This window comes from Wenyingzhuangia fucanilytica (assembly GCF_001697185.1).
In the GTDB taxonomy this organism is placed as follows: domain Bacteria; phylum Bacteroidota; class Bacteroidia; order Flavobacteriales; family Flavobacteriaceae; genus Wenyingzhuangia; species Wenyingzhuangia fucanilytica.
Genome location: NZ_CP014224.1, coordinates 2,533,776 through 2,557,627, shown reverse-complemented (window position 1 = coordinate 2,557,627; position 23,852 = coordinate 2,533,776). Strand labels below are relative to the sequence as shown.

17 protein-coding genes and 1 tRNA gene are annotated in these 23,852 nt (G+C 33.0%); 6 read left to right on the top strand and 12 right to left on the bottom strand.

Going from position 1 to position 23,852, the window contains the following annotated elements; genetic code table 11:
- Nucleotide 1 precedes the first annotated feature (1 nt).
- Nucleotides 2-538 (bottom strand): DUF1599 domain-containing protein, encoded by a 537-nt coding sequence (locus tag AXE80_RS10295; protein ID WP_068826975.1) that lies wholly within the window; start codon nucleotides 536-538, stop codon nucleotides 2-4.
- Nucleotides 539-692: 154 nt separating this feature from the next.
- Between AXE80_RS10295 and folP the strand changes: the two genes are divergently transcribed.
- From folP to AXE80_RS10280, 3 genes are all read left to right on the top strand, one after another.
- Nucleotides 693-1,463: a dihydropteroate synthase gene (gene folP, locus AXE80_RS10290; RefSeq protein ID WP_068828856.1), complete on the top strand. Its 771-nt coding sequence runs from the start codon at nucleotides 693-695 to the stop codon at nucleotides 1,461-1,463.
- 13 nt (nucleotides 1,464-1,476) lie between these two features.
- Nucleotides 1,477-2,214, top strand: a complete 738-nt coding sequence (locus tag AXE80_RS10285; protein WP_068826972.1) for an ion transporter — start codon at nucleotides 1,477-1,479, stop codon at nucleotides 2,212-2,214.
- A gap of 212 nt (nucleotides 2,215-2,426) precedes the next feature.
- The gene (locus AXE80_RS10280; protein ID WP_068826970.1) at nucleotides 2,427-4,772 is read left to right on the top strand and encodes an ATP-dependent helicase; all 2,346 of its coding nucleotides are present in this window, start codon (nucleotides 2,427-2,429) and stop codon (nucleotides 4,770-4,772) included.
- 96 nt (nucleotides 4,773-4,868) lie between these two features.
- Here AXE80_RS10280 and AXE80_RS10275 read toward each other — a convergent pair whose 3' ends face one another.
- From AXE80_RS10275 to nirK, 3 genes are read right to left on the bottom strand one after another with little or no spacing between them, the layout of a single operon-like run.
- Nucleotides 4,869-5,597, bottom strand: a complete 729-nt coding sequence (locus tag AXE80_RS10275) for an SCO family protein (protein ID WP_237340607.1) — start codon at nucleotides 5,595-5,597, stop codon at nucleotides 4,869-4,871.
- Nucleotides 5,594-6,376 (bottom strand): formylglycine-generating enzyme family protein, encoded by a 783-nt coding sequence (locus AXE80_RS10270; RefSeq protein ID WP_068826967.1) that lies wholly within the window; start codon nucleotides 6,374-6,376, stop codon nucleotides 5,594-5,596. The genes AXE80_RS10275 and AXE80_RS10270 overlap by 4 nt, the downstream gene beginning before the upstream one ends.
- A 10-nt stretch (nucleotides 6,377-6,386) precedes the next feature.
- Nucleotides 6,387-7,829 carry a copper-containing nitrite reductase gene (gene nirK, locus AXE80_RS10265; protein ID WP_237340606.1) on the bottom strand — a complete coding sequence of 481 codons (1,443 nt, stop codon included), beginning with the start codon at nucleotides 7,827-7,829 and terminating at the stop codon, nucleotides 6,387-6,389.
- 256 nt (nucleotides 7,830-8,085) lie between these two features.
- Between nirK and AXE80_RS10260 the strand changes: the two genes are divergently transcribed.
- Together AXE80_RS10260 and murA are read left to right on the top strand one after the other, a co-directional pair.
- Nucleotides 8,086-8,751 (top strand): DUF4290 domain-containing protein, encoded by a 666-nt coding sequence (locus AXE80_RS10260; protein ID WP_068826963.1) that lies wholly within the window; start codon nucleotides 8,086-8,088, stop codon nucleotides 8,749-8,751.
- A gap of 9 nt (nucleotides 8,752-8,760) precedes the next feature.
- Nucleotides 8,761-10,071, top strand: a complete 1,311-nt coding sequence (gene murA, locus AXE80_RS10255; RefSeq protein WP_068826961.1) for a UDP-N-acetylglucosamine 1-carboxyvinyltransferase — start codon at nucleotides 8,761-8,763, stop codon at nucleotides 10,069-10,071.
- 107 nt (nucleotides 10,072-10,178) lie between these two features.
- Here the strand turns inward: murA and aroC are convergent, their stop codons facing one another.
- The gene (gene aroC / locus AXE80_RS10250) at nucleotides 10,179-11,240 is read right to left on the bottom strand and encodes a chorismate synthase (RefSeq protein ID WP_068826958.1); all 1,062 of its coding nucleotides are present in this window, start codon (nucleotides 11,238-11,240) and stop codon (nucleotides 10,179-10,181) included.
- Between the two features lie 218 nt (nucleotides 11,241-11,458).
- Here aroC and AXE80_RS10245 point away from each other — a divergent pair.
- Nucleotides 11,459-11,543, top strand: a tRNA-Ser gene (locus AXE80_RS10245).
- Nucleotides 11,544-11,701: 158 nt separating this feature from the next.
- Here AXE80_RS10245 and AXE80_RS10240 read toward each other — a convergent pair.
- From AXE80_RS10240 to AXE80_RS10210, 7 genes are all read right to left on the bottom strand, one after another.
- A complete protein-coding gene (locus AXE80_RS10240; RefSeq protein ID WP_068826956.1) occupies nucleotides 11,702-13,207 on the bottom strand; it encodes a sulfatase-like hydrolase/transferase in 1,506 nt (501 codons plus the stop codon).
- A gap of 48 nt (nucleotides 13,208-13,255) precedes the next feature.
- Complete coding sequence (locus tag AXE80_RS10235) at nucleotides 13,256-14,725, bottom strand: hypothetical protein (protein WP_068826953.1); 1,470 nt, start codon at nucleotides 14,723-14,725, stop codon at nucleotides 13,256-13,258.
- Between the two features lie 15 nt (nucleotides 14,726-14,740).
- Nucleotides 14,741-16,627, bottom strand: a complete 1,887-nt coding sequence (locus AXE80_RS10230) for a CRTAC1 family protein (RefSeq protein ID WP_068826951.1) — start codon at nucleotides 16,625-16,627, stop codon at nucleotides 14,741-14,743.
- A gap of 6 nt (nucleotides 16,628-16,633) precedes the next feature.
- Nucleotides 16,634-18,289 carry a sulfatase gene (locus AXE80_RS10225; protein ID WP_068826949.1) on the bottom strand — a complete coding sequence of 552 codons (1,656 nt, stop codon included), beginning with the start codon at nucleotides 18,287-18,289 and terminating at the stop codon, nucleotides 16,634-16,636.
- A 223-nt stretch (nucleotides 18,290-18,512) separates the two neighbouring features.
- Entirely contained in the window at nucleotides 18,513-20,435 is a 1,923-nt protein-coding gene (locus AXE80_RS10220) for an FAD-dependent oxidoreductase (RefSeq protein WP_068826947.1), read from the bottom strand.
- A gap of 13 nt (nucleotides 20,436-20,448) precedes the next feature.
- Nucleotides 20,449-22,092 (bottom strand): sulfatase, encoded by a 1,644-nt coding sequence (locus AXE80_RS10215; RefSeq protein ID WP_068826945.1) that lies wholly within the window; start codon nucleotides 22,090-22,092, stop codon nucleotides 20,449-20,451.
- A gap of 186 nt (nucleotides 22,093-22,278) precedes the next feature.
- Nucleotides 22,279-23,841, bottom strand: a complete 1,563-nt coding sequence (locus AXE80_RS10210) for an MFS transporter (protein ID WP_068826943.1) — start codon at nucleotides 23,839-23,841, stop codon at nucleotides 22,279-22,281.
- Nucleotides 23,842-23,852 lie beyond the last annotated feature (11 nt).

Genomic DNA, 23,852 nt, shown 5'->3' with positions numbered 1-23,852 from the left:
CTTAAAGTGTTAAATGAATCAAGGCAAATACAGCATAATTAATCATGTCTTGGTAATTGGCATCAATTCCTTCAGAAACCAACGTTTTTCCTTGGTTATTTTCTATTTGTTTAACACGTAAAAGTTTTTGTAAAATCAAATCGGTTAAAGAGCTAACACGCATATCTCTCCAAGCTTCACCGTAATCATGATTTTTATTCATCATTAATTCTTTGGTGATTTTAATGTGTTTTTCATAAAGTTCAACAGCTTCTTTTGTGTTCAAATCTGGTTGATCTACAATTCCTTTTTCAATTTGAATCAAAGCCATAATACAGTAGTTGATGATTCCGATAAATTCTGAAACCTCTCCTTCATCAACTTTTCTAATTTCATTTTCTTGTAATTGTCTAATGCGTTGTGCTTTGATAAAAATTTGATCGGTTAAACTTGGCAATCTTAAAATTCTCCATGCGCTACCGTAATCACTCATCTTTTTAGTGAATAAACTTTGGCAGGTTACTATTATTTTATCGTATTCTTTGGCAGTATTAGACATTGCGGGTATTTTTTTTTCAGTATTTTCGATATCGGAAACGAAGTTAATAAACAATTACGAATCATAACGATTCTATAAACATAAAAGTATTTTGAAAATCAAAACAAGTATCAATTGTAAAGGAAAATTGATTGATTTATCTACTCCAAAAGTTATGGGGATTTTAAATATTACCCCTGATTCTTTTTTTGATGGAGGAAAATACAAAGATGAAAAAGCTATTTTATTGCAAGTAGAAAAAATGCTACAAGACGGCGCTACTTTTATTGATGTAGGAGCGTATTCTTCTAGACCAGGAGCCAAACATATTTCAGAAGAAGAAGAAATCAATCGTATTGTTCCTGTGGTAGAATTATTGGTTTCTAAGTTTCCAAATATTTTAATTTCTGTAGATACATTTAGAAGTAAAGTAGCCAAAAAATGTGTAGAAGCTGGAGCGGCCATAATTAACGATATTTCTGGCGGAGATTTAGATGCGGAGATGTTTAATGTGGTTGCCAATTTACAAGTGCCTTATATTGTAATGCACATGCAAGGGAATCCACAAAATATGCAGGAGGCTCCAAAGTATGAGAATATTGTAACCGAAGTTTTTTATGAGCTATCTAAAAAAGTAGAAAAATTAAATGCATTACATGTACACGATGTTATTTTAGACGTAGGTTTTGGTTTTGGAAAGTCCGTAGAGCATAATTATGAATTACTTAAAAACTTAGACTATTTTCAGCAAATGGAATTGCCTGTGTTAACAGGAGTTTCTAGAAAATCGATGTTATACAAACCTTTGGAAATTACCCCAGAACAAGCGTTGAATGCCACTACCATTGTAAATACCATTGCCTTGCAAAAAGGAACACAAATTTTAAGAGTTCACGATGTAAAAGAAGCTGTTGAGGTTGTTAGGGTTTTGGAGTTGATGGAATAATCAAAATTTATTTATGAGTACTTTAAAGAATAAAATTAGAAAAGTATTAGAAGAAAATACTTCTAAAAAGGGAAGGATTTTTGACTATTCAATCCAAGTTTTGATTTTTATATCAATTGTAGCTTTTTCGGTTGAAACTCTTCCAAATAATAGTTTTTTTGTAAAAAGAATATTGAAAATCATTGAAATGATATGTGTTTTTGTGTTTTCAATTGAGTATTTATTAAGGGTGTTTGTGGCAAAAAAAACTTACAAATATATTTTTAGTTTTTACGGTGTAATAGATTTATTATCAATACTGCCATTTTATTTAAGATGGGCTGTAGATTTAAGAGCATTAAGAATTTTTAGGGTTTTTAGAATTTTTAGGGCATTAAAAATAGTTAGGTACAACAAGGCATTAAATAGAATAGCTTTGGCAGCTAAAATTGTTAAAGAAGAGGTTGTTTTATTTTTATTGGTCACTTTTATACTAGTTTTTCTTTCTGCTTCAGGAATTTATTTTTTTGAGTATGAAGCTCAACCAGAAATTTTTTCTTCAATATTTCATAGTTTATGGTGGGCAATTGTGACCTTGACAACAGTTGGTTATGGAGATGTTTATCCCGTTACAATGGGTGGTAAAATTTTCACTTTTTTTGTTTTGATGATAGGAATTGGTGTAGTTACTGTACCAGCAGGTTTGGTTGCTACAGCTTTGTCCAAAGCTAGAGAAATACAAGATGAAAAGAAAAATACAAATGAAGTCTAGGGGGAATTATTTTGTTGATATAAATTTAGGTCATCAACTAGCCTTTACGAATCATAGTCGAAGTAGAGTCGAGAGGTTTATCATTCCTAATCTATGTACTAGACCCACACACTTTTAATAATCCAGTCTAAAAGTAAATACTAAAGCAAGTATTCGTGTTTTCATTCCCTAAATAATTCTTATTTTTAGCCTACTTAAAAAAGCATAGCCAAGTGTCAGATTATTTAGAAGGACTAAACCCTCCACAACGCGCAGCCGTTGAACAAATGGAAGGGCCAATGATTATTATTGCAGGTGCAGGATCTGGAAAAACAAGAGTGTTAACTTATAGAATTGCCCATTTGTTGAAAAATGGTGTAGATTCTTTTCAGATACTTTCTTTAACTTTTACCAACAAAGCCGCTCGAGAAATGAAAGAGCGTATTGGTGCTGTGGTAGGTCAAAGTGAAGCTAAAAATTTATGGATGGGAACTTTCCACTCTGTGTTTGCTAGAATTTTACGTTCCGAAGCAGATAAATTAGGGTATCCATCAAGTTTTACCATTTATGATTCTCAGGACACTGTTCGTTTAATGAATTCCATTATTAAAGAAATGGGACTGAGTAAAGAACAGTATAAATCAAAGGCTATTTTAAGTAGAATTTCTCAGTTTAAAAACAACTTAATCACCGTAAAAGCCTATAGAAATAACCCTGAGTTAATTGAAGCCGATACCATGGCGATGAGACCTCAAATGGGCGCTATTTACAAAGAATATGTAGATAGATGTTTTAAGGCTGGAGCGATGGATTTTGATGATTTATTATTGCGTACTAATGAATTGTTGGTTCGTTTTCCAGATGTATTGTCAAAATACCAAGATAGGTTCCGTTACGTAATGGTTGATGAGTACCAGGATACCAACCATTCACAATATTTAATTGTTCGTGCTTTGGCCGATAGGTTTCAGAATATTTGTGTGGTAGGAGACGATTCTCAATCTATTTATGCATTCCGTGGAGCCAACATCAACAATATTTTAAACTTCCAGAAAGATTATCCAGATGTAAAAACGTTTAAGCTAGAGCAAAACTACAGGTCTACAAGCAATATTGTAGAAGCGGCCAATAGCTTAATAGAGAAAAACAAAACACGTTTAGATAAAACCATTTTTACTGCCAATGATGAAGGTGGTAAAATTAAAATAATGCGTACGCTTTCCGATGGAGAGGAGGGAAGATGGGTAGCCAATTCTATTTTTGAAAACGCTATGAATCTTCAAAAAACATATGATGATTTTGCCATTCTTTACAGAACCAATGCCCAGTCACGTGCTATGGAAGATGCCTTGCGTAAAAAGGGAATTAAATACAAAATTTTTGGAGGCTTGTCTTTTTATCAACGTAAAGAAATAAAAGATTTATTAGCTTATTTACGTGTGTTAATCAATCCAAATGATGAAGAAGCATTAAAAAGAATCATCAATTATCCGGCAAGGGGAATTGGTGAAACCACTATGGATAAACTTGCGGTGGCTGCCAATCATTATAATAAATCTTTGTTTGAAATTATATCAAACATAGAAAAAACGGATATTAAAATTCAAGGCCCTACCAAAACCAAATTAAACAATTTTGCTACTTTAATTCAAAGTTTGCAAATATCTGCTCAAGCTCATAATGCTTTTGAGGTAGCAGATGAGGTGGTAAAAAGAGTAGGTTTGATAAAAGATTTACAAGTTGATGGTACGCCAGAGGCAGTAAGTAGGGTAGAAAACGTTCAGGAATTATTGAACGGAATGAAAGATTTTATTGAAGAACGCAAAGAGCAAGATTTAGATAGTAGTTTAACTGCTTTTTTAGAAGATGTTGCTTTGGCATCTACCTTTGATAATAAGGATGAAGACGATACCCCTATGGTTTCTTTAATGACCATTCACTTAGCAAAAGGATTGGAGTTCCCATATGTGTATATTGTGGGGATGGAAGAAACTTTGTTTCCATCGGCAATGAGTGTAAATACGCGTAGTGAGTTAGAAGAAGAGAGGCGTTTGTTTTATGTAGCGTTAACCAGAGCAGAAACTCAATGTTATTTAAGTTTTGCTCATACTCGTTACAGATGGGGGAAATTAATAGATTGTGAACCAAGTAGGTTTTTAGAAGAAATAGACGAACGTTATATAGAGCATTTAGCCCCACAGCGAAATAAAGTGGTAGCCAACCGTTTTGTAGATAGTGGTTTGTTTGGTGATGATGATGACATTCCAAAAGATAGAATTCGTTTTAGAAAACCTGTAACTCGTTCAGTAAGAAATCAAGAAACTCCAGAGAAGAAAACACCATTTAAGCAACCGCAAAACTTAAAAAAAGTAACTCCTAAATTGGCGCAACAATTAGGCGCTAGTAAACCAACTCAAAAACTTGCTGTAGGAAACAAGGTAAGTCATGCTAAATTTGGAGTAGGACAAGTTTTGCAGTTAGAAGGAGTAGGAGTAAATATAAAAGCAGAGGTAAAGTTTGAAAGTGTAGGAACTAAAAAAATACTACTTCAATTTGCCAAGTTAAATATCTTAGAATAAGATTTTTATTAAAAGTCTAAGCAATAGATTTGTTAAATGAAAAAATGGGTTTTAAAAACATTCATCAATGTTTTTAAAACCCATTTTTTTTAGTGCCTATGGAGTTACTTTTAAAATAGCATCAATGGTTTCTTTGTTGCTAACTCCTAATCCTTCTTGTTGATGTATTAATTCTCCCTGAGCATCAAATACCGATATAATATTAGAGTGTGAAAAATCTACAGGAGAAATCTCTTTGTATTTTACAGAAAGCACATTGGCAAATTCACGCACACTACTTACGGTACCCTGTAAAAAAGTCCATTGCTCATCATCCATAAAATTTTCTATAGCAAAGTCTTTTAGTTTTTTAGGGGTATCTGTTGTAGGGTCTATGCTGACAAAAACAAATTGAATGCTTTTTATTTTTTTATCAGGAATTTCAGCTTCTATATTTCGCATATCGGCAATTAAACGAGGACAGGCAGATTTGCAAGAAGTGTAAATCATTACCACAACCAAAGTTTTTCCTTTTAATTCTTTTAGGGTGATGGTTTTATCTTCTTCAGTTTTCCATAATGAAGTAAGATTGAAAATAGATGTTTCGGAGATTGTATTGTTTGTTATGGCTGTAGATTTACTTTTAGTTGAACTTAATTGCATATTACAAACAGGACAATTTTTTGCGGTAGTATATGTTTTATCACCTTCGCAATGCATAGGACATTGATAGGTTTGTACTACTTCCTGATTGGATTCGTGAGAAATACGATATGCTTGAATTAGAGTCACCAAGACGATGGTATTAACTAAAAGTATGCTTATGTTTTTTAATGATTTTTTCATTGGTCTTTTTTTATAATATCTTTTACACAACGGAATCCCAAGTTTTTCATGGAATAATTAGCTTTCAAACTTCCTCTAAATGCATAGCGCATAAAAGCAGCATAATTCATTAAATCAGTAGCGTTTAAAGAGGCGCTTCCGCAAAATAAATTAGAATCATTATCTACATCTTTTCTAGATTCTCCACTAATTAAAACAGCGTTAAAATCAAGTGTCCACTCCCAAACCAATCCATGTAAATCATATACTCCCCAAGCGTTTTTAGGATGACTTCCTATAGAGTTTTCGTTGGTTTTTGGAGTTTCGTACCAACTTAAAATTTGTTTATTAAAAGTAGGTTTGCTTCGTGCATCTTTTGTGGTTTCATCTGCCATAGCTACATATTCCCATTCATCTATTGTTGGTAAACGTTTGTTTTGACATTCGCAATAATCTTTTGCTGCATACCAAGAAACATAAGTTACTGGGCTATTGTCTAGCTCTGTGTCTTTTATTTGTACATCATTTTTCCAATTGGTTAAATACATTTCATCTGCAAATAATTTAATTGCTTTTGATTTTTGCCATTTAGGATATTGCTTCACAAAATTTTTATAATCTTTATTACTAACAGGGTATATGTCCATTTCAAAATCTTTGACTTTTACCAATGTTGATTTTTTTCCGTACAGAGGAATGTATTGACCTCCTTTAATAATAACCATGTCTTTTGTTTGTGCATTTAGCAATGGTTGAATCATTAAAAAGAGTAGTAAGAGTCTAAAGATTTGTTTGTTCATGTTTTAGAGGTTATTTAGCATCTTTTACTTTTTTTACCATTTCTGTAGTTACCACTTTTTTAGAATTTCCCCAACTATTATAAATGTAGGTTAGGACGTCTGCAACCTCACTAGGCGAAAGATGTTGTTTAGTCATTACACTATTGTATTTTACGCCATTTACTGTAATTTCTCCAGATTTTCCATGTAATACAATTCCAATAGCTCTGTTAACATCGGCATTTAAATAGTCAGAATTTGCCAATGGAGGAAAAGCGCCAGGTATTCCTTGTCCTTCAGCTTGATGACATGCAAAACAAGTGTTCATATAAGCTTGTTTACCAAATTTCATTTGTTCATCAAATGATTTTGCAGGAATGTCTGAGGCAGCAACTTTATTGTCCGATGGCATGGTTTGCACACCTGGACCTTCGGGTAAATAAATACCATCACGAATTTCTCCAGAATAAATTTTCTTGTTTTCTTTTCCTTCTACTTTTAACATTCCTAAGGCTCCTTTGTTAAAAGCTCTAAAAATAGAGTGGTCTACTAAGATAAAAGTTCCAGGTACATCTACTTTGAACTCAACAATAGCAGCTCCACCAGCTGGGATTAAAGTAGTTTGTACATTTTCGTTAATCATTTCGCCACCTTCAACATGCACTCGGTCAAATATTTCTCCAATAGTGTGGAAAGAAGAAACTAAATTAGGACCACCATTACCAACAAAAAGTCTAACCGTTTCACCAACGTTTGCTGTAATGGCATTGTCACCAACTAAAGAACCAACTTTTCCATTAAACACTACATAGTCAGCTTTTTCATCAATGGCTTTTTGCATATCAAAAGGCTGTAAACCACGGTCACCATTTTTACCTTTGGTATAAAAATCACCTTGCATAATGTAATATTCCTTATCCACAGGAGGTAAACCACCTTCTGGTTCTACCAAAATAAGTCCATACATACCATTGGCAATATGCATTCCCACGGGAGCAGTAGCACAATGATATACAAATAAACCAGGGTTTAAGGTTTTAAAAGAAAAAACCTTTTCATGTCCTGGAGCCACAAAAGAAGAGGTTGCTCCACCTCCATCACCAGTAACAGCATGTAGGTCTATATTGTGAGGTAATTTGTTGTCTGGGTGATTTTGTAAGTGAAATTCAACTTCATCTCCAACACGAGTTCTAATAAAGCTTCCGGGTACAGTTCCTCCAAATGTCCAATACATATAACGAACACCATCGGTCATTTCTCCTTCTTTTTCAAGAACCTCCATTTTTACAATTAATTTTTTAGCAGATCTGTCTCCTACAGGTTTAGGAACATATGGCGGAGAGGTTAATTCAGCATCTATTTCTCCGTTGGTGTGAATTGTAGCTGGATCAACTGTTTTTTTTGCTTCGTTAGAACAGGAGGTTAACAGCAATATAGTTACTATTAAAAGTGCGGATAAATTTAAGTATTTCATCTTTTTAGTTTTATTTATAACAATATATTTGTACTTCATAATTAGATTACTAAAAATAAGAGTTAAATTCTATAAGAAATATGATGAAAATCATGTTCGCATTATAGTAACTGCATTTTTTTAGAGAAAAAACCAAAAACAAACAGTAAATATATTTTCCTTTTAAAGGAAATAATTGTTTATTGTAATACCAATTGTTGTTTGGGTTTATTCGTCTGAATTTACATCAACAACAAGTTAATACTTAAATAAAACTATGGGTTTTGATTTAGAATATAATTCTGAAAGAAGCACTTTGATTATTCCAGAATATGGAAGACACGTACAAAAGTTAGTGGATCATTGTGTAGCTTTAGAAGATGATAAGGAGAGAGAAAAAATGGCACATGCCATTATTGATGTTATGGGGAATTTGCAACCTCATTTAAGAGATGTCCCTGATTTTAAACACAAATTGTGGGATCAGTTATTTATCATGTCTAAGTTTCAGTTAAACGTAGAATCTCCTTACGAAAAAATAACAATTCAAGAAGTAAATGCCAAACCAGAACGTTTAAACTATCCAAAGTCTGCAAGTAAATATCGTTTTTACGGAAACAATATTCAAACTATGATTGATGTAGCTTTAAGTTGGGATGAAGGTGAGTTAAGAGATGCATTGATTTTAAATATCGCTAATCATATGAAAAAGTGTTATTTAAATTGGAATAAAGATACTGTTGAAGATGGTGTTATTTACAGTCATCTAAATGAGCTTTCTAAAGGAGAAATAGATCTTAGAGGATCTGATGAAGAGTTGGCTCAGAGTACAACTTTACTGCGCAAGAGTAATTCTGGAAGGATGAACACTCAACAGAATAATAAAAATAATAACCGTAATAACGGAAGAAAACATAACAACAATCATAAAAACCGTAAATAAATTTACCCTATGGCAACATTTAAGGTAGAAGGAGGTCACCAATTAAAAGGTGAAATTACCCCGCAAGGAGCAAAGAATGAAGTATTACAGATTTTGTGTGCTGTATTATTAACTCCAGAAAAAATTAAGATTGAAAACATTCCGAATATTATAGATGTAAATAAACTGATTTCTATTTTAGGAGATTTAGGAGTAAAAGTAAATCAATTAAGTGAACATGCTTATGAATTTCAAGCAGATGAGGTTAATATAGATTATTTAAGTTCTGCAGCTTTTAAAGAAGATGGTAAAAAATTACGTGGTTCTATTATGTTGGTTGGACCTATGTTGGCTCGTTTTGGAAAAGGATATATTCCTAAACCTGGAGGTGATAAAATAGGGAGAAGAAGGTTAGATACCCATTTTGAAGGTTTTATCAATTTAGGAGCTAAGTTTAGATATAACAAAGAAGAACATTTTTACGGAGTTGAGGCTAAACGCTTACAAGGTACAGACATGTTACTTGATGAAGCATCGGTAACAGGAACTGCAAATATTGTAATGGCAGCGGTTTTAGCTAAAGGAACAACCACTATTTACAATGCAGCTTGTGAACCATATTTACAACAGTTGTGTAATATGTTAAATAGAATGGGAGCCAAAATAACTGGGGTAGGTTCTAATTTATTAACGATTGAAGGAGTAGAGCGTTTAGGAGGAACTGACCATAGAGTATTGCCAGATATGATTGAAATTGGTTCTTGGATTGGAATGGCAGCTATGACTAGGTCTGAATTGACAATTAAAAATGTTTCTTGGGAAAACTTAGGGCAAATTCCTCGTGTGTTTAGAAAGTTAGGAATAAAATTAGAACAAAAAGGTGATGATATCTACATCCCTAAGCAAGATTCATATGAAATTGAGAGCTATATAGATGGTTCTATGTTAACTGTTTCTGATGCTCCTTGGCCTGGATTTACTCCAGATTTATTAAGTATTGTTTTGGTTGTGTCTACACAAGCCAAAGGAACTGTTTTGGTTCATCAAAAAATGTTTGAAAGTAGATTGTTCTTTGTTGATAAGTTGATTGATATGGGAGCTAAAGTAATTTTATGTGATCCACATAGAGCTACTGTTGTAGGAATGAATCACAAACATAGTTTAAAAGCAACTACCATGACTTCTCCTGATATTAGAGCAGGTATTTCATTATTAATAGCAGCCTTATCGGCAAAAGGAACAAGTATTATTCACAATGTAGAACAGATTGATAGAGGTTACCAAAACATTGTAGAAAGGCTACAAGCTGTTGGGGCTAAAATTGAAAGAATTAATGATTAGTTTTTAGAATTCTATATTAACTTTAGAGATAAAAAAAGCGTAAAATCTTAAAATTAGATTTTACGCTTTTTTATTGATAGCTAATGACGAATAAGTCAATCACTAAATTATATTCTTCTTGCTTTGTCTAACATGATGTTGTCTACAATAACCATAGCGGCTAAAGCTTCTACAATAGGAATAGCTCTAGGAACTACACAAGGATCGTGACGACCTTTCCCCATCATTTTAACAATATTACCGTCTTTATCAATAGTTTCTTGTTCTTGAATGACAGTAGCAACAGGTTTAAAAGCAACTTTAAAATAGATGTCCATTCCGTTACTAATTCCTCCTTGAATTCCTCCAGAGTAATTTGTTTTGGTAGAACCATCAGCGTTAAAAATATCGTTGTGTTGGCTACCTGTCATAGCTGCTCCTTCAAAACCACTACCAAATTCAAACCCTTTTACAGCGTTTATAGATAACATGGCTTTTCCTAACTGTGCGTGTAGCTTGTCAAAAATAGGCTCTCCTAATCCTACAGGTACATTCTGAATTACACAAGTAACAACACCACCAACGGTATCTCCTTGTTTTTTAATTTCAGAAATATAATCAATCATTTCTTCTGCTTTTTTAGCATCAGGACAACGAGCGATGTTACTTTCGATTAAAGAGAAATCTAATTCTTGATATGGAGTATCTAAATGAATGTTTCCTACAGAAGATGTAAAAGCATTGATTTTAATTTCTGGAATGGCTTGTTTGGCAACTGCTCCTCCAACAACCCAGTTAGCTGTTTCTCTAGCAGAAGTTCTACCTCCTCCTTTATAATCTCTATGACCATATTTTTGACTATAAGTATAGTCTGCATGAGAAGGTCTGTATTGATCTTTTATATGAGAGTAATCTTTAGATTTTTGATTGGTGTTTACAATTCTGAATCCGATAGAAGCACCAGTAGTTTTTCCTTCAAAAATTCCCGCCATAAATTCAACCGTATCAGGTTCTTTACGTTGGGTAACAATTTTAGATTGACCAGGTTTTCTTCTGTCAAGTTCGTTTTGAATTGCCTCAAAGTCTAGTTCAATCCCAGCCGGGCATCCATCAATAACACCTCCAATTGCCGGTCCGTGAGATTCACCAAAAGTGGTGATGGTAAATAGGTTTCCGAATTTATTTGCCATACAAATTTAAGTTTGTGCGAATTTAAGGAAATTTGAAAGATTGTTGTTTAAATTAATTGAAATAAGTTTTTTAATGTTTTTAAAAGTTTGTTTTTATTGAAAATGAGTGGTTTATAATTTACTAGTGTTTTGTGAGGTAAAAAACTAGTTTATTTTTTTGTGTGAATGTAGATAAATACTATATTTGCACTCGCAAACGAGAAATCGTGAGACGCTCAGGAGAAATGGCAGAGTGGTCGAATGCGGCAGTCTTGAAAACTGTTGACTGTAACAGGTCCGGGGGTTCGAATCCCTCTTTCTCCGCAAAAACCTTCAAGTTTTACTTGAAGGTTTTTTTTGGTCATATTTTAAAGAATGTCTCCAACAAAGGATTGGGTCATACCTAAAAGCTGTGTTCATTAAAATAAAAAAGGTTCTAGTTTAATACTAGAACCTTTTTTATTTGTTAGAGGGAGGAAAGATTAGTCGATTTTAAAAGTTTCATCAAAATGCGGCATATGGTTTTTTTTCCATTCTATACCAGTTTTTTTATCATGCCACCATAATGGTTGAGTGTGAGATTTACTCCAAGCTTCAGCATCTTTAACTAATTTTTCTAAAATTTCTGGATGTTCAGAACTAAGATTATTTGTTTCACTTATATCCTTAGTAATGTTAAATAATTTCCATTGTTGTTGATATGCTTTTACAGCTTTCCAATCTCCATTTCTTACTCCAACATCACTATATCCATTTCTGTGTCTCATACTAAAGATATTATCATTTTGATGTGTTTTTTTGTTGGTAATAAATTTTTCCCAAATATTTTTCCCACTCAAAACTTTGTCGTTAGGAATTTTTGCGTCTGCTAATTTTGCAAATGTAGGATAAAGGTCTAATGCAGATATTGGATCGTTAAATTTCTTTCCTGATGGAACAACTCCTGCCCAGTGGAAAAACATAGGTACTCTATAACCTCCTTCGTAAACACTTCCTTTACCTTCTTTTAAAGGGTAATTGGTAGCACCTTTATCAGGTCTTCCTCCGTTATCACTTAAAAATACAATCAACGTGTTTTCATACTCTCCAGTACTTTTTAATGTTTCTACAATTTTTTGTACACCTCTATCTACAGCATATACCATGGCAGCATAGGTACGACGATCTTTGTTTTTAATATTAGAAAACATATCCAAATCTTCTTTTTTAGCTTCAAGAGGAGTGTGTGGTGCATTGTAAGACATGAATAAGAAAAAAGGATTTTCTTTTTGTGCAGATTCTTTAATAAAACGAACACCTTGGTCAGATAAAACATCTGTTAAATATTCATTGTCATTAGTAACCTCTTTACCGTTGTGTTCTAAAGGTAATAAGTATTCAAAAATAACCTTTGCACCTCTTTCCTTAGCGGCAGTATATTTTGCTTTATATTCTTCTGGATGATAATTGTGCCCACCACCTAAAAATCCATAAAAGTCATCAAAACCTCTGTTGTTTGGGTGATATTTTTCTACAGCACCTAAATGCCATTTTCCCATAAGTCCTGTTGAGTACCCAGCATTTTTTAAAACTTTACTAATAAAAGTTTCGCTTAAAGCAACTCCTTCTCCTATTGTTTCGCTATTTGGAGGTAAGTTAAATTGTGCTCCAATTTGATGAGCGTAACGCCCGGTCATAATACCAGTTCTACTTGGTCCACAAAATGGGTGCGGAGCATAAGCAGAACTGAATATAGTTCCATGCGTAGCCAAAGCATCTAAAGCAGGAGTTTTGATATCTTTAGAACCATTAAACCCTACATCGGAATATCCTAAATCGTCACATAGAACTACCACAATATTGGGTTTTGTAGTAGGGGATATTATGTTGTTTATTGAGCTTTTGTCAATGTTTTCTTGAGTTACAGTTTTGTTTTTAGAAGTTGAGCAGGCCATAACCAACAAGGTTGCTGCGTAAAGTCCTAATTTAATTCCTTTTGAAAAATTCATTTTATGTTTCAAATTATATGATTGATGATTAGTTTTATTTTTCTTGATTTAGTTAAAATCCATTTTATCTAAAAGTGTTTCTTTTTGATGAGAGTCTATAACCATAAGTTCAATTTTAGATGTATTTTTTGGCAAATCAACCTTCACTTGTAGTTTAAAAACTTTTAATGGGTTTACGTTTTGGATCTTAATTTCTTTTATAATTTTTTTGTCTTTATCTAGTAACTTAATTAAGGCATCACCTTCGGTAAAAACGCCATAAGAACCTGTTATGTTTTTTAATTCTTTATTAAAGTTTAATTTTTGCGTAACAACTCCTGCTAAGTTTACTCCCAATACAGGAGTAGTTTCTATTTTGGCAGCACCATGAATTTCTTGATAATCAAAACTATGGTTAGGTTTTAACTTGTATAAGGGGGTTTTTACTTCTGTTTCTATATAACCAGTCTCTAAACCACTGCAAAAAACAGCCATATTTAATCCGTGATCATACTCTAACTTTGGATTATAAGGCTCCATAATTTTCACAAAAGCTGTGTTGTTGGTTTTGTTAACATAACACAGCCAAGATTCTGAAGAAATCATATGAAAACCAGCCATCTGATTGTAGTCATATTCAATTTCGTAAATACCTGGAGCTACCTCTCCTTTCCAGTTAGTACCATTATTGTAGTACTTTTTGATGTGTTCTGGATTGTTTTTGTCTAGCTTAAAACGATTTTTATTGATATAATTCCACCTTTGGTTTGCATTGGTTGTAATTTCAAATTGTTGACCACTAGGTAATTTTAGATCTTTAGAAAAAGGCACATAGGCTACATAGTTATAGCCATCTTGTAGTTTAGGGTCAGTCCAAGATACATGTTGACTAGAAACCATAATTCCTTTTTTTATAGGGCTATTTCCTACATTTTTTAAAGTATGGGTAATGTACACCAAACTACTGTTAGGTTCAATATATAAACTTCTAGAGTATTGAATTTTTTCCTCAATTTTATCGGGATAAACAAATCTTTTTTCTTTTTCATAATAAAAAGGGACAGGTAATTCTTGAACTCCAGAAATTACATTAATGGTTTGTTTACCGTCCTTATTTTTATCAATAGATACATTGTAAGCTGCATCACCAATAATTGCGGGTGGTGGCCATCTGTCTTTTTTGTTTCCATTTAAATCTATAGAAGATTCTTCAATAGGGAGTGGCACTAATCTATATCCTCCAAAATTTCTCCATTCATTTTTCTTAACCAAATCAGTTGCAGGAAAAGATTTTCCAAATAATTTAGGGTTTACCCAAAGAGATGGAGTATCTCCCAAATTATACTCCAAAATTCTACCAGCGGCTTCGGGTACAACAGCCAAACTTATATATTTATTTTTAGCTACATATACACTTTCCCAATTCCAATTGTTGTAATTTTTTTCAACTGAAATTAAGTTTTGCTGCGCAGAACAATTTATGCTTAAGATAAGCAGTAGAGTTCCAATGTTTAGTTTAAAAAATAGAGTATTAAGCATGAGTTTATTAGTGTTTTATGGCTGTTTTCCAACAGAATAAATTTTATTTAACTGATTGATTTTAAGCGTAACTTTTTCATCATTACTCCAGATAACTTCTGCCTTATCAATTTCTTTACAGTCACCCAAACCAACATGTAAATAGGTGTTATTACTATGTGAGTAGGATGATGATGTTTGACCAACAATACGTTTGTATATGTTGCCTTCTGCATGAATGGTTAAAATGGCTCCAACAGGAGTTGCCTTTCCAGAAGGAGAATTTCCAATATTAACCTCAATATATTTATAGCTGTTTAGTGTGCTGTTATTTGTAAATAAATGCCATTTTCCACGTTCGTTAGCATAAATAATATCTAAATCTCCATCTTTATCATAGTCAAAAGCATCAGCTCCCATACCTGTTGCTCCTAATTCTTTGGTCACAATTCCATGAGTTTTGGTACGAACAAATTTCTTCCCTTTTTGATTTAGATATAAGACTTGCTTTGTTTCTTGAGCAGGATTTCCATAGCGCAGTACAAAAATATCTGACCAACCATCATTGTTAAAGTCTCCTATAGCAGCACTGGTTGTTTGTTCTTTGATGTCAATTCCATATTTTGTTGAAACATCAATAAATTTACCACCTATGTTTTCAAATAATTTAGCAGGTAAATTTTTTAAAGGAATAGTTTTGGGTTTAGTCATTACATTGTGAATAACTGCCGAAGTTGGGGAGTCTGTATGTCCTGAAATTCTCCATAATCCATCTCCTAAATATCCAATATACAGCCCTTTCTTAGAGGTTTCTTTTGGCCAACCTTTTGCATCATTTGGGGTTAAAGTAAGGTTATGACTTCCGTGATTATCATCTGTACGTTGCCATTTGTTTTTTTTAGCTCCTAAAAAAACATCAAAATGAGGGTAGGCCATTTGAAGATTTTCTATGATTAAATTTCCTTCAATCTTTAAATTATTATAATCAAAAGCCGTTCTTCTTGCAAAAAAATAAAAGGTGTTGTTTTTTTCATCATAGTCACTTTCTGAATCAAAAGGATGTTTAGATCGTGTTAAGAATAAATCAAAATCACCATCATTATCAAAATCAATTTCTGATATACTATTCACTAAACTGATTTTAGATAAATCGCTCAATACATCTTGTGTTGTATTCTTAAAAGCTAGACCAGGTTCTCCCTTAGCAACAATTGTTTTTTTACCACCATAAAATAAAATATCGGTATGGTTGTCGTTGTTATAATTGGTTAAAGTGGTTCTAATTCCAAAACGATCACCATGGGGTAAATAGTTGATGAATTTAAAAGTTTCTTTTGTATCGCTCTTGTACAATCTATTTCCATGGTCTAAAGCTTTTATAGTAGGAAAAGCAGAAGTAACTAAGTCTAAAGAACCATTGTGATCATTGTCAATAAATTTAACAGCTCGTCCACGACTCCCTTCAAAATGTTTAAAATCATCACCTCCTATAATACTTCTATCTTTATTCACATGATAATAGCCTAAACGTCTTGGGTTTTTTCCGTCACCACCACCTGGTTGAACTAAAATGTCAATACGTCCATCAAAATCATAATCTCCCACAGCAATACCGTGGGTATCTCCAAAAATAAAAGGTTCTCCTTGTTCAAAAGTACCTTTGTTGTTCCAAAACAATTCCACTCGTCTTGAATGTTCTGTTAGTAATAAATCAAGATAACCGTCTTGGTCTAAATCTGCAATAACAGCATTGTCAAACTTTCTTCTAGAACGATCTTCTAAAGATATTACATTAGCATTTTCAGAAAACACAGGCTCAACTATGGATGTTTGTTTTTGAGCCATACAGTTTGTGAAAATTTGAGTGCTAACAACCATTATAAAAGCTAAAACGGTTGTGTCTTTATATTTTAAAGTTTTCATGGTTTTTTATTTAGCAAGATTACCTTTCCAGCCTTTATTAAATTGTGCTATTAAAGATTTTACAATCTCTGGGTTTTCCTTTGCAATGTTTTTAGTTTCTTTTGGATCTTTTTGATGATCAAATAGTTCTATAAATAGAGGTTCTTTTTCAGGGTTTTGATAATCTTTCCAAATGATGATTCTGTATTGGTCTGTGCGCATTGCATATCCCATCAATCTATTTTCAAACAAATCTCTATCCCATTTGTCTCCTTGTTGTTTCTTTATTTTAGTTTCTTGTTCTTTGATTAAAGGGCCAAAATAGGTTTCGCGCATTCCTTTTGATAAAGGATTTGCAGCCCATTCTCTTAATGCTGGATTTGGAAATTGACTAAATACAGCTTGTTTCCAAGGTTTATTAGGGGTGGTTAATAAAGGAGCAAAACTTTGTCCTTCTAAATGTTTTGGTTGTTCAATTCCTGCTAATTCACATAGGGTAGGATACATGTCTACTAATTCTACTAATGCTTCAGAAGTTTTTCCTCTATTTTCTTTTGGCATATCAGGTGTCCAAATCATTAGTGGAACACGAGTACCAATTTCATAATTGGTGGCTTTTCCCCAAATCCCCATATCTCCTAAATGCCAACCATGATCGCTCCAAACAATAATAATAGTATTGTCTCGTATTCCAGCTTCATCAAGAGCATTAATCATTTTTCCTATTTGAGCATCGATATAAGAAACACAAGCTAAGTAAGCATGTTTTAAAGTTCTTGCCATTTCATCATCAATAGGCCCTTTTTTAGGAATTCCATACCTTGCACGCAATTCAAAAGAAGGATGTAATCCCATGGCAGCTCCATTTTCAGGACCAGTAGTCTGACTAGCTAATTGAATATCCTCAGGGTTGTACATATCCCAATATTTTTTTGGGGCTAACCAATCTAAATGTGGTTTTTTCATACCCATTCCTAAAAAGAAAGGTTTGTTAGGATTTTTCTCTAACATGTCTTTCATGGTAACAATAGCCAATTCGGCATTGTAACCATCTTCATAAAAAGTATCTGGAACTTCGGCATTTTCATAAGCAGGCCCTTTACCTAAACCGTTTCTTGGTGCATCTTTACCGTATTTAGCAATCATATCTGCCATGTTTTTTCTAAACATTTCCTGATTTTCAGAAAGTGCAAAACCACCAGGAGTATGTGCTTTTTTAATGGTCATTTTTTCTACAGCAGGTTTTCTACTCCACGATAATTCGCCATCTCCAAATGCTATGTTATGGTATATTTTTCCTGTAGAAGTTGTTTCATATCCATTGGCCCAAAAATGTTGAGGTAATGTTATGATATCTGGATTTGCATCTCTAAAATAAGTGTAGTTTTCTATTACATTAATGGTTTCAGGTCTTGCACCTGTCATTAAACTCGCCCTTGAAGGACTACAAATAGCTTCTTGACAATAAGCTCTGTTAAAAATGATACCATCACTAGCTAGTTTATCTAAGTTAGGGGTAACCGCTATTTCTGAACCATAGGCACCAATTTCTGGGCGTAAATCATCAATGGCAATAAAAAGTATATTAGGTTGTTTTTTTTGAGTTGTATTTTTTTTATTTTCCTCGGATTTACAGCTACTTACTAGCATTAAAAAACTTATGAATACAAGTTGTATTTTCATTTGAATTTTATTTAGATGATTAATTTAATTCTACCTAGCAATATCTACAATTTTCATAAAAATGATAATATCAATATTATCTCTTATTTACAGTATTTTATCATGAAATTTGTATTGCTATTTTATAATTAAGACTATTTTATTTATAAATGTTGTATTGTTTTGGAGTATGTTTAATTGATGGATTGTATTTTTATTAAACAAAACCTGTCTATTAAAAGCTTTAAGCATAACAACGAATCTCAAACAATTTTACATTTTTAGCACCATAGGTTTCTGTCATTTTTAGTTTTATAGCAGTTACTTTATTCGGCTCAAAATTAAATTTAATTAAACGTGTTCTGTTGGCGTTAATTTCTCCCAATTTAATCCATTGTCCATTTACTCTACCTTCACAACTTAATGATTTTAACATTTCTTTAGGCACATGATTTCCATATAATTCATCATTTCTACTGTCTTTCCTCATCATAATGTTACGTTGTAAATTAGTGTCACATTTTAATTCAACTTTAGATAAAATAACAGGAGTTTCCCATTCTAATTGTATTTCTGCCGGAAGACCATCAGATTGCCAATGATTTATTTTTCCATCAATGTCTCTAGAAATACCATTGATTAAATTATTTACGTTTCCTGATGAAGTAGAGCTGGCAAATAATAAGTTTGCTTTTTTAGAGATATCTAAACTGTCATTAGCAGGTCTTTTAGGGATGTAAACATCATCTCTTAATAATTGCTCTTGTAATTCATTTATATACTCTTGTCCAACTTGTCTTGGAAAAACATTTCTTTTTATACAAATAGCTGCGGCTGTTCCAACGGCTTGTCCTTGTAGCGCACAGGTTGCCATAATTCTACTTGATGATAAAGCAATGTGAGTTTGACTAACATTTCTACCAGCAAACATTAAGTTTTTAACGTTTTTTGAATATAAACTCCTAAATGGAAATTGATAAACTTCTTTAAAATGATAGTGAAAATAACTAGGCGGTTCCGAGATGTTTTGAATACCAGCTGGATTATGCTCATCTAAAGACCAGCCTCCAAAAGCAACAGCATCATTAAAATGTTTATGTTGTGTCATGTCTTTTTCGGAAAGAATATAATCTCCTATAAATCTTCTAGACTCTCTACGCCCAGGGATAGATCCCACCCAGTCAAGTGCTAAGTTTTTAGCTTCAGGAAAATTTCCAGAATTTTTGATATAATCCCAAACACCATGAAGATAAGCCATTAGTTTATGTCTGTTTTCTTCTGCATCGCCAATAATATCATCATCACTTCCTATTTCTATCCACCATATACCATCTTGAAAACCTGCAAATTTTCTTTTTTTATGAGCTCCCTCGTGTGAATATTTTATGGCGTAAGATGGGGGAGTGTAGCTCATAGGTTTTCCCATATCTTTAGAGGACATTAAAAGTGTTGCCCCCATTTGCCATCCATCTGGTTTGTCAGGAGCAAAGGTTTCATCAAATTCAGCTTTTCCTTCTCTTCCAGTTCTATATTCAGCTCCAGAAGATGCTGCTAATAATCCATCACCTGAGCAGTCTATAAATATTGGGGCGTTAATGGTGTACATTTTCTCGGTGGTGTATTGCCAACACATAGCACATTTTATTCGGTCTCCATGCATTACAGCTTCAATAGCTTGGGTATTTAACATTAAAGTTAAATTAGGTTCTCTAACAACAAAGTCATATAACACATGATCAAATACGGGAAAAGATTCTTGCTCATTTTCAAAACGATTGTGTAATAAAATTTCTTCAATAATTCCAGTTTCTCTTTCTGCTTTTCCTTTAAGATTATTAACACCATTTAAGTGTACACGAATTTCACTAGATGCATTACCTCCTAAAACAGATCTATCTTGAATAAGTACAGTTTTACTTCCGTTTCTTGCAGCAGCAACTGCAGCACATATACCCGCTGCACCGCCTCCAATAACGGCAACATCATAATTAACAGTTGGTTTTCTATTTGGCTTTCCTGTCTTTCCTGTTCCTAAATGATACCATTTGTCTTCATTTCTATCATAAACAACATCTTTTGAACTTGCACAAGAACTTGTGATTAATGGTAGCATACTACCTGCAACAGCAACAGTAGTTCCTTTTGTGAAAAAATCTCTTCTTTTCATATTTATATCTGTTTTATATTGTTGGAGTGTTACCTTTCCAACCTTTATTAAATTGGATGAGTAGTTTCTTAACTAATTTTGGATGTGATTTGGCTATGTTTTTGGTTTCTAAAGGATCTTTGTTGTGATCGTATAGCTCAAAATATATTGGTTGTTTTTGTGGGTTAGCCCTGTCTTTCCAAACCACAAATCGGTACTGTTTGGTACGCATGGCATAGCCCATTAATGTGTTTTCAAATAAACTTCTATTCCAATTGTTTTTTTGTTGTTTCTTAATACGACCTTCAACTTCTTTAATTAAAGGTCCAAAATAAGTTTCACGCATTGCAGGTCTTAATGGATAAGCTCCCCATTCTCTTAATGCAGGAGTTGGAAATTGACTAAAAGCAGCTGTTTTCCATGGGGTGTTTAGGTTGTTTATTAACGGAACAAAACTAGTTCCTTCTACAACTTTAGGAATTGGTAATTTTGCTAACTCTGCTAATGTTGGATATATATCAACCAGCTCAATTAAAGCATCTGTTTTTTTTCCTTTGCTTGATAAAGGCATATTTGGTGTCCAAATAATCAAAGGCACACGAGTTGCTATTTCATAATTGGTAGCTTTTCCCCAAATACCCATATCCCCTAAGTGATAACCATGATCGCTCCAAATAATTATGATAGTGTTTTCTCTAACACCAGCTTTATCAAGAGCGTTAATCATTTTTCCTATCTGAGCATCTACATAGCTTACACATGCTAAATAGGCATGTTTTAATGTTCTCTCTAAATTGTTATCTAGTGTTCCTTTTTTAGGGATGCCATTTCTTACTCTTAGTTCAAAAGAAGCGTGTAGTCCCATTTCGGCTCCATCTTTTGGACTTTTATTATCTATAGCTAGTTCAATTTTGCTCTTGTCATATAAATCCCAATATTTTTTAGGAGCAACCCAATTCAAATGAGGTTTGTTAAAACCGAGTCCTAAAAAAAATGGTTTATCATTTTTCTTCAACATTTCTTTCATGGTTGCAATAGCTAATTCGGTATTGTAACCATCTGTGTAGGTGTTGTCTGGTACATCGGCACACTCATAGGCTGCTCCGGAAGCTAAACCGTATTTTGCGACTTCCCCATATTGGCTAATCATCTTTTTTCTTGTTTCACTTCTTTCTTTTAAGTTTTGTTCTAAAGCAAAACCTACAGGATTTTTTATTCCTTTTAATTTCATACTATCAATGGCTGGTAATCTACTCCACGATTGGTCATCATCTAAATCACCATGATGAAAAATTTTACCTGTATAAACTGTTTCATAGCCATTGTTTTTAAAAAGTTGTGGAAGTGTTACAACGTTGGGATTAGCCTCTCTAAATTTTATGTAGTTATGAAATACCCCACTTGTTTCTGGTCTAATTCCTGTTAAAATACTTGCTCTAGATGGGCCGCAAATAGCTTGTTGACAATAGGCATTTTTAAAAAGTAATCCTTGATTTGCTATTTTATCTATATTGGGACTAATGGCAATATTAGAACCGTAACATTTTAACTCTGGTCGTAAATCATCAATAGCTATAAATAGGATATTTGGCTTATTAGATGATTTTTTTTGTTGGCTATAAATGTTGATAGTAATACTAGTGCTTAGTGTAAATAAGTATAAGAATAAAAATCTCATTAGATAAATAGTTATATGAACTTCTAAACTTAGTTCATTACTAAATATATAACGAGATCCAAATTAACCGATTAAGGTATTATTTTACCATATTTCAATTATATATCGGTTTAATAAAAAAAGGTACTTGTAACGTGTACAAGTACCTTTTAGTGAATATAAATGATAATGTTTGAGTTTTAAAAGCTATATTTTTAGCTTTTTTTGAATCTCTTCAATAGTTAAGTTTTTGGTTTCTGGTAAAAACTTATATAAGATTACTAAACCTATAAAAACTAATCCAGCATAGAATAAAAATATGGTACTTGCTCCCATGTTAGCAAGTTGCCATGGAAAGAAAAACTGAGTTAAAGCACTTATGGTACTTGAAAGTAATGCGAAAAAAGGAATAGCAATACCTCTTAGTGATATTGGGAAAATTTCTGAAAGTAAAACCCACATTATAGGGCCTACAGAAAAATGAAAGGCGGCAATAAAGCTTAAAATACCAATTAAAATTAGTGTTGCATTTAATACTGCTGCTTTTTGTAAAAACAAACTTGAGTTATCTCTTGCAGAAACATCACCCATTACTGATTTAATAGCTTCTTTAAATTCAATATCCGAAGCGTATTGCTTACCAATTAGTGTTTCTAGCTTGTTTATGTTTGGAATTTCTTTCATTTCTAAAATAGCCTGATTTGTAACTTCATACTTTGCTGATCCAAAACCATAAGCACAAATCCCTAAACTTAAAATAACCCAAATCAATCCGTAAATCATCATAGGTCGTCTACCCATTTTATCAATTAAAATTAAGGATAGTATGGTAAATATAACACTAGTTAATCCAACCCAAATAGCTTGTTCAAAAGCAGCATCTTCTCCTAAACCTAATTGTTCCATAACAGTAGGAGCATAGGTTAGTACTGCGTTAATACCTGTTGATTGTTGCACAATGGCCATTGTAAATCCAATAATGGCTACAATACTCATTTTTTTACTAAATATTTCTTTTAGCTGTGAGCCAACGGATCTATCTCTATTACTTTGAGCCACACTGTTTTGCATATCGCTTACGTGCTCGTCTATTTCAATTAGAGGAATTACCTTGGTTAAGGTTTTTTTAGCTTCTTCTAATTTCCCTTTATAAACCAACCAAGCAGGACTACGAGGTACTATAAATAGTAGTCCAAACCAAATTAAAGCAGGAACAATTTCTATTCCCAACATCCATCTCCATGTATATTCTCTTAATCCTAATGTATTTACCCATTCGGCATCAGAGTTTGTGACTTGCAATAACCAATAATTGATAAAATAAGCAGCTGTTAAACCTATTACGATATTTATTTGGGTCATAGAAACTAATTTACCTCTCCACTTTGCAGGTGATATTTCTCCAATATACATGGCTGCTAAAGTGATAGAACTAAATGCTAATCCTCCTAAAAAACGGGCAGCAAATAAAGTGATGAATGAGGGTGCAAAAGCAGAACCTAAAGCGGATATTAAGTAAAGTGCTGCTATAATTTTTAAGGTTGCTTTACGTCCGTATGTGTTACTAGACCATGCTGCTAATGGCAGTGCTATTAAAACACCAATTCCAGGTCCAAAACCTAATGATCCTACTTGCCATTCATTAAGATTGAATTCCGCAGTAATAAATTTAAATGCACCTGAAATTAAAGCAGCATCTAAACCAAACACAAAACCTCCCATGGCTACTATGGTAGAATATGTAAAGGCATTTTTTTGAAAAGGACTCATATGAATTATGT

Excerpts from the sequence above, each read along its gene's own strand:
- AXE80_RS10295 (WP_068826975.1), bottom strand. The coding sequence starts at position 538 with ATGTCTAATACTGCCAAAGAATACGATAAAATAATAGTAACCTGCCAA.
- folP (WP_068828856.1), top strand. The coding sequence starts at position 693 with ATGGGGATTTTAAATATTACCCCTGATTCTTTTTTTGATGGAGGAAAA.
- AXE80_RS10285 (WP_068826972.1), top strand. The coding sequence starts at position 1,477 with ATGAGTACTTTAAAGAATAAAATTAGAAAAGTATTAGAAGAAAATACT.
- AXE80_RS10275 (WP_237340607.1), bottom strand. The coding sequence starts at position 5,597 with ATGAAAAAATCATTAAAAAACATAAGCATACTTTTAGTTAATACCATC.
- AXE80_RS10270 (WP_068826967.1), bottom strand. The coding sequence starts at position 6,376 with ATGAACAAACAAATCTTTAGACTCTTACTACTCTTTTTAATGATTCAA.
- nirK (WP_237340606.1), bottom strand. The coding sequence starts at position 7,829 with ATGAAATACTTAAATTTATCCGCACTTTTAATAGTAACTATATTGCTG.
- AXE80_RS10260 (WP_068826963.1), top strand. The coding sequence starts at position 8,086 with ATGGGTTTTGATTTAGAATATAATTCTGAAAGAAGCACTTTGATTATT.
- murA (WP_068826961.1), top strand. The coding sequence starts at position 8,761 with ATGGCAACATTTAAGGTAGAAGGAGGTCACCAATTAAAAGGTGAAATT.
- aroC (WP_068826958.1), bottom strand. The coding sequence starts at position 11,240 with ATGGCAAATAAATTCGGAAACCTATTTACCATCACCACTTTTGGTGAA.
- AXE80_RS10240 (WP_068826956.1), bottom strand. The coding sequence starts at position 13,207 with ATGAATTTTTCAAAAGGAATTAAATTAGGACTTTACGCAGCAACCTTG.
- AXE80_RS10235 (WP_068826953.1), bottom strand. The coding sequence starts at position 14,725 with ATGCTTAATACTCTATTTTTTAAACTAAACATTGGAACTCTACTGCTT.
- AXE80_RS10230 (WP_068826951.1), bottom strand. The coding sequence starts at position 16,627 with ATGAAAACTTTAAAATATAAAGACACAACCGTTTTAGCTTTTATAATG.
- AXE80_RS10225 (WP_068826949.1), bottom strand. The coding sequence starts at position 18,289 with ATGAAAATACAACTTGTATTCATAAGTTTTTTAATGCTAGTAAGTAGC.
- AXE80_RS10220 (WP_068826947.1), bottom strand. The coding sequence starts at position 20,435 with ATGAAAAGAAGAGATTTTTTCACAAAAGGAACTACTGTTGCTGTTGCA.
- AXE80_RS10215 (WP_068826945.1), bottom strand. The coding sequence starts at position 22,092 with ATGAGATTTTTATTCTTATACTTATTTACACTAAGCACTAGTATTACT.
- AXE80_RS10210 (WP_068826943.1), bottom strand. The coding sequence starts at position 23,841 with ATGAGTCCTTTTCAAAAAAATGCCTTTACATATTCTACCATAGTAGCC.